The sequence below is a fragment of the Tenacibaculum sp. FZY0031 genome (genome assembly GCF_036350695.1).
Taxonomy (GTDB): domain Bacteria; phylum Bacteroidota; class Bacteroidia; order Flavobacteriales; family Flavobacteriaceae; genus Polaribacter.
Map to the genome: position 1 here is coordinate 40,525 of NZ_JAZDVY010000014.1, position 8,276 is coordinate 48,800.

The 8,276-nt window shown below is 31.9% G+C and carries 7 protein-coding genes; 1 reads left to right on the top strand and 6 read right to left on the bottom strand.

The features are described 5' to 3' along the window. Window positions 1–28 precede the first annotated feature (28 nt). The 4 genes from V1T75_RS16275 to V1T75_RS16290 all read right to left on the bottom strand — a co-directional run bounded on the left by V1T75_RS16275 (window position 29) and on the right by V1T75_RS16290 (window position 4,678). A complete protein-coding gene (locus V1T75_RS16275; protein ID WP_330489551.1) occupies window positions 29–793 on the bottom strand; it encodes a TIGR02757 family protein in 765 nt (254 codons plus the stop codon). A 1-nt stretch (window position 794) separates the two neighbouring features. Next, window positions 795–1,151 carry a CPBP family intramembrane glutamic endopeptidase gene (locus V1T75_RS16280; protein ID WP_330489552.1) on the bottom strand — a complete coding sequence of 119 codons (357 nt, stop codon included), beginning with the start codon at window positions 1,149–1,151 and terminating at the stop codon, window positions 795–797. 240 nt (window positions 1,152–1,391) lie between these two features. After that, on the bottom strand, window positions 1,392–2,054 hold the full coding sequence (locus V1T75_RS16285; RefSeq protein WP_121147041.1) for an ABC transporter ATP-binding protein: 663 nt from the start codon (window positions 2,052–2,054) through the stop codon (window positions 1,392–1,394). An 89-nt stretch (window positions 2,055–2,143) separates the two neighbouring features. Beyond that, window positions 2,144–4,678: a DUF5916 domain-containing protein gene (locus tag V1T75_RS16290; protein ID WP_330489553.1), complete on the bottom strand. Its 2,535-nt coding sequence runs from the start codon at window positions 4,676–4,678 to the stop codon at window positions 2,144–2,146. A gap of 242 nt (window positions 4,679–4,920) precedes the next feature. Between V1T75_RS16290 and sucC the strand changes: the two genes are divergently transcribed. After that, window positions 4,921–6,117 (top strand): ADP-forming succinate--CoA ligase subunit beta, encoded by a 1,197-nt coding sequence (gene sucC / locus V1T75_RS16295; RefSeq protein WP_330489554.1) that lies wholly within the window; start codon window positions 4,921–4,923, stop codon window positions 6,115–6,117. A gap of 473 nt (window positions 6,118–6,590) precedes the next feature. Here sucC and V1T75_RS16300 read toward each other — a convergent pair whose 3' ends face one another. Next, window positions 6,591–7,079, bottom strand: a complete 489-nt coding sequence (locus V1T75_RS16300; protein WP_330489555.1) for a hypothetical protein — start codon at window positions 7,077–7,079, stop codon at window positions 6,591–6,593. 4 nt (window positions 7,080–7,083) lie between these two features. Further along, a partial coding sequence (locus V1T75_RS16305; protein WP_330489556.1) for a hypothetical protein occupies window positions 7,084–8,276 on the bottom strand: 1,193 nt, incomplete at its 5' end.

An 8,276-nucleotide genomic window follows, 5' to 3' on the forward strand; every position in this document is an offset into this window, starting at 1 on the left:
TGATAGGTTGCTTAGAAAGTTAAAAATATCAAAACTTTTCAAAAACACCTAGGCCAAATAAAGCAAAATCATATTTAACAGGGTCTTTTTTATCAAATTTTCTTAAAGTTAGGTCAAGTTCCTGAATCGCTTTCCAATCATTTTGTTTTCGAGTGAGTATTTTTAGTTTTCTAGCAATATTTCCTGTATGAACATCTAGCGGACAATGTAAATGTGCTGGTGAGTGTGTTTTCCATATACCTAAATCGACTCCAGTAGTATTATTACGCACCATCCAACGTAAAAACATATTAATTCTTTTAGATGCAGAACCTTTTAGTGGATCAGAAACATGTTTTAAGGTTCTTGGTTGGTGTGGAACTTCAAAAAAAACTTGTTTAAAATGATGAATAGCATGCTGATAATTATCGGCATTACCCTTTGGCTGTAAAACAACTTCTAAGCCACCATGATTTTGGTAGATGTTTTTTAACGATTGAACAAAGAGTTTAAAATCATCTGCATTAAATGTTCGATGTACAAACCCGTCAAAAGTAGCCAAGTCTTCTTCAGAATGATTGAGAACAAAATCGTACGGAGCGTTCCCCATTAAATCCATCATTTTATGGGAGTTGTTAATAATCATTTTACGATTTCCCCAGGCAATGGTTGCAGCTAAAAAACCAGCGATTTCAATATCTTCTTTGACCGAAAATTGGTGTGGAATTTGAATAGGGTCACTATCAATAAAACCTGGATGATTGTATTGTATTACTTTTTCGTCTAAAAATTCTTTAAGCTCCTTTTTGTTCATTTTATGCTAAATCTCCTGCAAAACTAAGCAAAACAAAGAAAGCATTGTAACAAGCGTGTAATAAGATGCTCCATTGTAAACCAAAACGAACTCTGATAAACCCTAAATAACCACCTAATATAGTTTGTGGAGCTACTAATATTGGAGCCAATAATAGTACATTGGTGGTAATAGTAAAGTTAGTTAAATGTACCAAACCAAAAAGTAGCGCAAATACATAAAAGGCTATTTTAAAAGTTTTTTTACCATGAAATAAGGTGATTGGTGCTCTAAAAAATAACTCTTCAAACAAAGGAGCTAAAATAATGGTAAGAAACGCGATAAACCATTTGCTATGCGTTTTTAGTAATTCTTCCATAGCATGTTCATTCATATTGATCAAACCTAATTCCTGAATAAGAAGAAAAAGAGATGATAATATTGCACCTGTAATAATGCTTATAAAAAGGAGGTGAAAGAATTTTTGAAAACGATACTAAATATCTTGGTTGGTATCTTCTTCTAAAACAGGATTTCTTAAATAAGTAACAAGTTCTTGAAAAGTTTCTTTCATGGGAGTGATTTATTAATTAGTAGCAAGAAACTTTAAATAGTTACATTATTCAACAATAATTCCGTCTTTCATTGTAAGCGTTCTATCAGCCATTTTTGCTAATTCTTTGTTGTGTGTAACTAATACAAACGTTTGTCCAAACTCATCACGTAGCTTAAAAAACAACTCATGTAAGTTTTTAGCAGAAGTAGAATCTAGGTTTCCTGAAGGTTCATCAGCAAAAATAACAGAAGGTTCGTTAATTAAAGCTCTGGCAACAGCAACACGTTGTTGCTCTCCTCCAGAAAGCTCGTTAGGTTTATGATTTTCTCTATGCGATAATCCTAAAAAGGCTAGTAATTCTTTGGCTCTTTTTTCGGTTTCTACTTTTCCTTTTCCTCCGATAAAGGCAGGAATACAAACGTTTTCTAAGGCTGTAAATTCTGGTAATAATTGATGAAATTGAAAAATGAATCCGATGTGTTTATTTCGGAAAGCAGAAACTTTGGTGTCGTTTAAATCTTTGATAGAAACACCATCGACCAATAATTCGTAGCTCTGATCTTTTAATGGTTTATCTAAGGTTCCTAAAATTTGCAGTAAGGTTGTTTTTCCTGCTCCTGAAGGACCAACAATAGCGACGATTTCTCCTTTTTTTATATGAAGGTCAACGCCTTTTAAAATTTCTACCTCTCCGTAATGTTTGTGGATGTTTTTAGCAACAATCATAGTGTTATTTTCTAAGTAACGAATGTATAAAAAAGAAATCAGATACGCTTTAATGCTTACCTGATTTCAAACAATACATAAACGTGTATTTAAATTATGTTTTTAATGTTGTTGTAATCGATAAAGTAAACCAATCGAACAGAAAACCTATGTTGCATACTTTGATCAAAAAGTTTTGAGATGTTGTTTTTAAAATTAATTGTTGCAGGGGCAAAATCGTGATCTGGTCTTATAGAGTTTCTGTAGAAAAAAATCAATTGACTCCCTGGAGCAAATTGCCATTGGTAGTTCATATCTAAATTCCAACTATTAAAGTTTTTATCGTGGTCACCTTGGTAGTTGTTCTTCGTAAGTTCTCCGTTTTCTTCATTTAAGCTAAAATACTTTCCTTGGTACGGAACTTTACTCCAATTATGCCTGAATGATAATGATACTGCCGATTTTGTACTAAAGGTATATTTTCCGGTTAAAGAATTGTCGTAGGTAGCCCAATCTCGTTGTCCGAAAATAATATGATCTTTTAACGGGGCTAATGAAGGTTTTTCTTGCACATCATCTTCATCCACTTTTGTAACATAGCCTTGACCATTATTAGTTTTACCATACCTAAAACCATAAATTAAAGAAAACTTGTTGGTAAAACGGTATCTAGGTGAAAACCTAAAGCCATAGTCTTCTTTAGGGTTGTTGTTATAAAAGGTATAGTACCAATCATAGTCTATTGCAAACTTTTTTCTATAATCAGTCGATCCCCAATGATTAATGTTTAATCTTTCTGGTCTGTTAAAGTAAATACCGCTAGTAGTTCCTTGTCTTGGTTCAAAAAAGTCCTTTCTTTCGGTACTGTAATTTAAGTTACCTCCAAAGCTAAATCGGTTTTTGGTATCGGCCCAAAAAGACAAACCAGTATTGGTACCTACATAGGTTCCTGGATTGTGTAAGAAGTTAAAATTATAATATATATTAGCTCCGTAGTTGTTGAATATACCTTTAGGTTTTAACAATCGATAACCAACAAAACCGTAAATAGTTTGTTCATTGTTACTAAAAAGAATCCCCATATCATTAGGGTTATAGTCTTTGTTTTCAAAATTGTACCCAATTTCTCCTCGCCAATTTCCTGATTGTTTACCAATACTGGTATCAAAAGCATATCCTGTATTTGGGTCATCTTCGTCGTCAGAAATGTTACTCATTTTAAAACTTCCGTCGATATTATACCGGCTTTTTTTATCTTCAACATGCCATAGCAATCCAGTAACATTTGCGTCTCTAAATCGTCCGTCACGAGTTACGTTGGTGTTAATTAAGGTAATAGATGAGTTTTTGTTAAACTGTTGATCTAGTACCATAATATTATAGTTAGAAAATGGATTAACCGTGGTTTTGTATGTACTCACATTGCTAAGGGTATCTAAACCATTAATTGTTTGCTCAGTTCTCTCAACCGTAGCTTCTGTTTTTTCGGTAATGGCATTAAAGAAACCTACTCCTAAACCTCCTTTGGTTCTTCCTGAAATTTTTATAGCGTTTAACATTTGAACTTTATCAGGAACATCTATAACTTCATCATTTACTTTTTTACCATCAACAAACTCATCATCGTCTTTTCGTTCACCAGAAAATTGATCTATTGGCCTACCACCAATTCTTCTGGAGTAAAATAAACGTCCCTTACTAAATAGCTCAGTTCCTTCAGTAAAAAACTGACGTTGTTCTGTAAATTGCTGTTCAAAAGGGCCCAAGTTTAAGGTAACATTGTCAAAACCTACTTGACTGAAATCAGGAATTAAAGTAGCGTCTAAGGTAAAGTTCTCGGTGATTCCATATTTTACATCCATACCTACACTCCAGTCAAAGTCAGTATTACCATCTTTAGTGGTAGTAGTTGCCGATGCGTACGGATAAAAGTTTAATCGGGTAGGAGGTTTTATATTGGTGAAGTTTTCATACAAACCATCATATTGCGTCCAGTTTCCTTGTTGATTATCAATATGATTCCACGTGAATTGAGCATTTAAGTTTAGTACTTTTCTGTGATAATTGATTCCCCACGATTGAACCGGAACATTCGCAAAACGCAAAGCCCTATAAGGAATTTTCATTTCTACAATCCAAGAGTCTTCATTAATACTAAAATCGCTGTCCCATACAGCACTCCAGTTAAAATCTTCATTTCCGTTAGATACTTTTGAGTCTGCTTGGGCTCCTGAACTGGTTACTATAAACTCAAAAGGGTTTTGTCCGTCATCATTAGGGTTAATAGTTATTAAAAAGAAATCACTGTTACCAATATTGTCTCTGTTGGTAAACTCCGCAGGTATTTTAGATGGTTCTGGGTCGTACATTTTAGCGCTGATGTAAATAGCATTATCATCGTATACTAATTTAACTACTGTTTTATGAGTGTTGGGTTCTGCTTTTCCATTGTCGGGACGCATCATTACAAAGTCTTTTGCAGCAGGAACATTTTTCCAAGCAGCATCGTCTAATTTTCCGTCAATTTTTGGAGGAATATCTACGCGTGTTACGTTTAGTTTTTTTCTGTGTTGATTTATAGTTTGGGCAGTTGAAACTCCAATAAAGAAGAAACAGGTTGTAATAAATGCTAAAACTTTAAGCATAGTTGATTGAGATATAGTATTAGTTGTTGGGCTAAATTATTATGATTTGGATTAATAAATCACAAAATCATGTTAATTACGGTAAAGACCTGTTAAAAAAAAGAATGTGACACGTTTAAATGTTAAAAAAATGTAAAATTGGAAATTAAATAAAATTGATTTTAATCATAAATTAAAGTACAATTTATAAGGTATTATAAATTGAATTTGTATTTTTGTTCGACTTTAAAAATTCATATCTAATGAACTTACACGAATATCAAGGTAAAGAAATATTAAGCAGTTTTGGCGTTCGTATTCAACGTGGAATTGTTGCAAATACTCCAGAAGAGGCTGTGGAAGCAGCGAAGAAATTAACAGAAGAAACAGGTACTGGTTGGCACGTAATTAAGGCTCAAGTACACGCAGGTGGTCGTGGAAAAGGTGGTGGTGTTAAGTTAGCTAAAAACTTAGATGAGGTAAAAAGTATTGCTGATGACATTTTAGGAATGATGTTAATAACTCCTCAAACTTCAGCAGAAGGTAAGTTAGTTAACCAAGTGTTAATTGCTGAGGATGTATATTATCCTGGTGACAGTGAGCCAGATGAATTTTATATGTCAGTTTTATTAAACCGTGCTACGGGTAGAAACATGATCATGTACTCTACTGAAGGAGGTATGGATATTGAAACTGTGGCAGAAGAAACTCCACATTTAATTTTTACAGAAGAAATTGATCCAGGAACAGGATTATTACCTTTCCAAGCTCGTAAAATTGCTTTTAACTTAGGTTTAAGCGGTGGGGCTTTAAAAGAAATGGTAAAGTTTGTTACTGCTTTATATACTGCATACATCAAGTCTGATTCTTCGATGTTTGAAATTAACCCAGTATTAAAAACATCTGATGATAAAATTATGGCTGTAGATGCTAAAGTATCGTTAGATGAGAATGCATTATACCGTCATAAAGATTATGCAGCAATGCGTGATTTACGTGAAGAAAACCCTATTGAGGTAGAGGCTAAAGCTGCAGGATTAAACTATGTAGATTTAGATGGTAACGTTGGGTGTATGGTTAACGGAGCTGGTTTAGCAATGGGAACTATGGATTTAATTAAGCAAGCAGGTGGTGATCCAGCTAACTTCTTAGATGTTGGAGGTACTGCAGATGCACAACGTGTTGAAACAGCTTTCGGAATCATTTTAAAAGATCCTAATGTAAAAGCTATTTTGGTAAACATTTTTGGAGGAATCGTTCGTTGTGATCGTGTTGCTCAAGGTGTTGTAGATGCTTATAAAAATATGGGAGACAAAATTAATGTACCTATTATTTGTCGTTTGCAAGGAACAAACGCTAAAGAAGCAAAAGAATTAATTGACAACAGCGGAATGGAAATTATCTCAGCTACTGAGTTCCAAGAGGCTGCTGATAAAGTAGGAGAAGTTTTAAATGCTTAAAACTTTTTTTAATTAATTCTTAGTAATATATTTAAAAAAACCTCACTGTAACAGTGAGGTTTTTTTGTAGGTAATTAATTACAGGAACAGAGTTGATATTTTGAGTTAATACGTTTTTTAAAAAAACGTCTTGATGTTTTACTGAAAAGGCCTTGACGTTTTTACAAAAATATCAGGGTCTTTTCTTATAAATGTTTTCTTTTATTAGTTTACCTTTTTTGTCATACATTTTGTGTTTTATAAGTTCACCTAAGTCATTCCATTCTTTTTCCGATAGTCCTTTACCTTAAGCTGTTATTAATTCTGACTTAAGTTTACCTTTTGAATCGTAATACTTATTTATTTTCTGTTTTGACTTTTCAAATATTGTATTTTCATAATTAGTTAGGGTAAGTTTTTTGTTAAACTATGAAAGTAAGTATTTGAGGTATTGGTTAACTCTGTGCCTTTACAATTTACAATACATTTTTTTCTTATTCTTCACTGTTAAGATCCAAAAGATAAACTTCTTTTACAAGAATCAAATTGTTTTCTATCTCGCTTTTATCTATCAAAAAAACTTTTTGTTTATCTAAAATTATGTCATAGAGCCCTTTCAGTCCTATTTTTTTAATTGTCTCGTTATTAATAATAATATCTTTGTTGTTTTTTAAAAAACTCTTACATAATTTAAAACTCAGCATCTCTTCTTTATTGTCAAAACTATCAAAATCTTTGTATTTATTATGTATAAAGCTAATTTCTATATGTTTCTTATATCGATTCAAAAAGAGATAGTTATACTTTTCTCCATATTCTTTAATTTTTCCGACAATAAAAACATCTTTTGTTTTCTTAAAATTATCATCTTCTTTATCGAAATAAATAAAAGCAATATTATTATTGTTTATTTTTTCAATATTCTGACTAAAAATATTGCTGTAATTTAATAGGAAAACAATTACATAGATTATTTTTTTCATAATTCTAGTTGTTACAGTTTTTTGTGAAGTTTCTACTTATAGAATTATACTGCTGGTATATAAAATACTTCACATCATTATTTTTTACTTCTTTTAAAAAAGATTCTGTATCATGTAATCCCATTAAGGAAATATTATTAAAAAATTCAATCCAGCTCCAAGGATGGTCACTGCTCAAAGGACCATTTAAGGTTTGAGAAATATTATAAAAATTATAATCAGATACATAATCAATATTACTTTGTGGTATTAAATCGTCTCTAACCTCAGTAAAAATTTTTGATAATGTTGGCACCATATAATCAAACATAAATTCATGTTGTTCTTGTTTGGTAGCGCAAGTACCGTCATAATATTCTTCTATAAGTTCTTTGAACTCTAAATTATTTAAATAATCAATTGTTATGCCAGCATTACAATCTTTTCTTTTAACACTTAAAAAAGCATGGATACCTTCGTGTACAATGGTTTTAGCCATTAAAATATTAGAGAGTTGCATGCTTGTAGCAGTAAGTTTATTTTTGTTTATCTTAATTTTTGCATTAGCTCTTTTAAGAGAACCATCTGTATTTAATAAATAGTTTTCTAATATACAATTTCCGTTTGTTTGTGTTCCGTCTGGTTTTGTTACAAAATCATCTGCAATTTCAAATGTTATATTAATATCTTTATTTGTTCCAAAAAGGTCAATAAATAAGTCTTTAAACTTAGGTGATTTTGTTACTTTATCATAAATACATTTGAACTTTTCGGCAGCGATTTTATTTTCTGGGGTTACTGTAGGTAGTATTATGGAGTCGAGCACCTGAGTCATATTTACATTGAAAGGAGATTTTAGAGTAAGATTAAAATTTTCTTTAATATATTTTATAGACTTATTTTTAATAGCTCCCATGGCAAAAACTTTAGCTTCTGGAGAGGTATTTTCAAATAAAAAGGACTCTACCTCTATAGTAAGGGTTGAATTATTACTGTCTGATAAATAGTGCAAATCTGAAGGTGATAAGGTATTATCTAAAGCTCTATTAATATTATTCGCTCTAATTTGTGCTTCTGTATAAGTATTTCCATCAGCATCTTCTACAGGGCTTGTTACTATAAGGGTTCCTGAGGTATCATTTTCTGCAATATCACCGCCACCTCCGGTAACATCACCTCCTACCATACCATCTTCTGGTTCTGGTAAGTCGTTACTTG

Excerpts from the sequence above, each read along its gene's own strand:
- V1T75_RS16275 (WP_330489551.1), bottom strand. The coding sequence starts at position 793 with ATGAACAAAAAGGAGCTTAAAGAATTTTTAGACGAAAAAGTAATACAA.
- V1T75_RS16280 (WP_330489552.1), bottom strand. The coding sequence starts at position 1,151 with ATGGAAGAATTACTAAAAACGCATAGCAAATGGTTTATCGCGTTTCTT.
- V1T75_RS16285 (WP_121147041.1), bottom strand. The coding sequence starts at position 2,054 with ATGATTGTTGCTAAAAACATCCACAAACATTACGGAGAGGTAGAAATT.
- V1T75_RS16290 (WP_330489553.1), bottom strand. The coding sequence starts at position 4,678 with ATGCTTAAAGTTTTAGCATTTATTACAACCTGTTTCTTCTTTATTGGA.
- sucC (WP_330489554.1), top strand. The coding sequence starts at position 4,921 with ATGAACTTACACGAATATCAAGGTAAAGAAATATTAAGCAGTTTTGGC.
- V1T75_RS16300 (WP_330489555.1), bottom strand. The coding sequence starts at position 7,079 with ATGAAAAAAATAATCTATGTAATTGTTTTCCTATTAAATTACAGCAAT.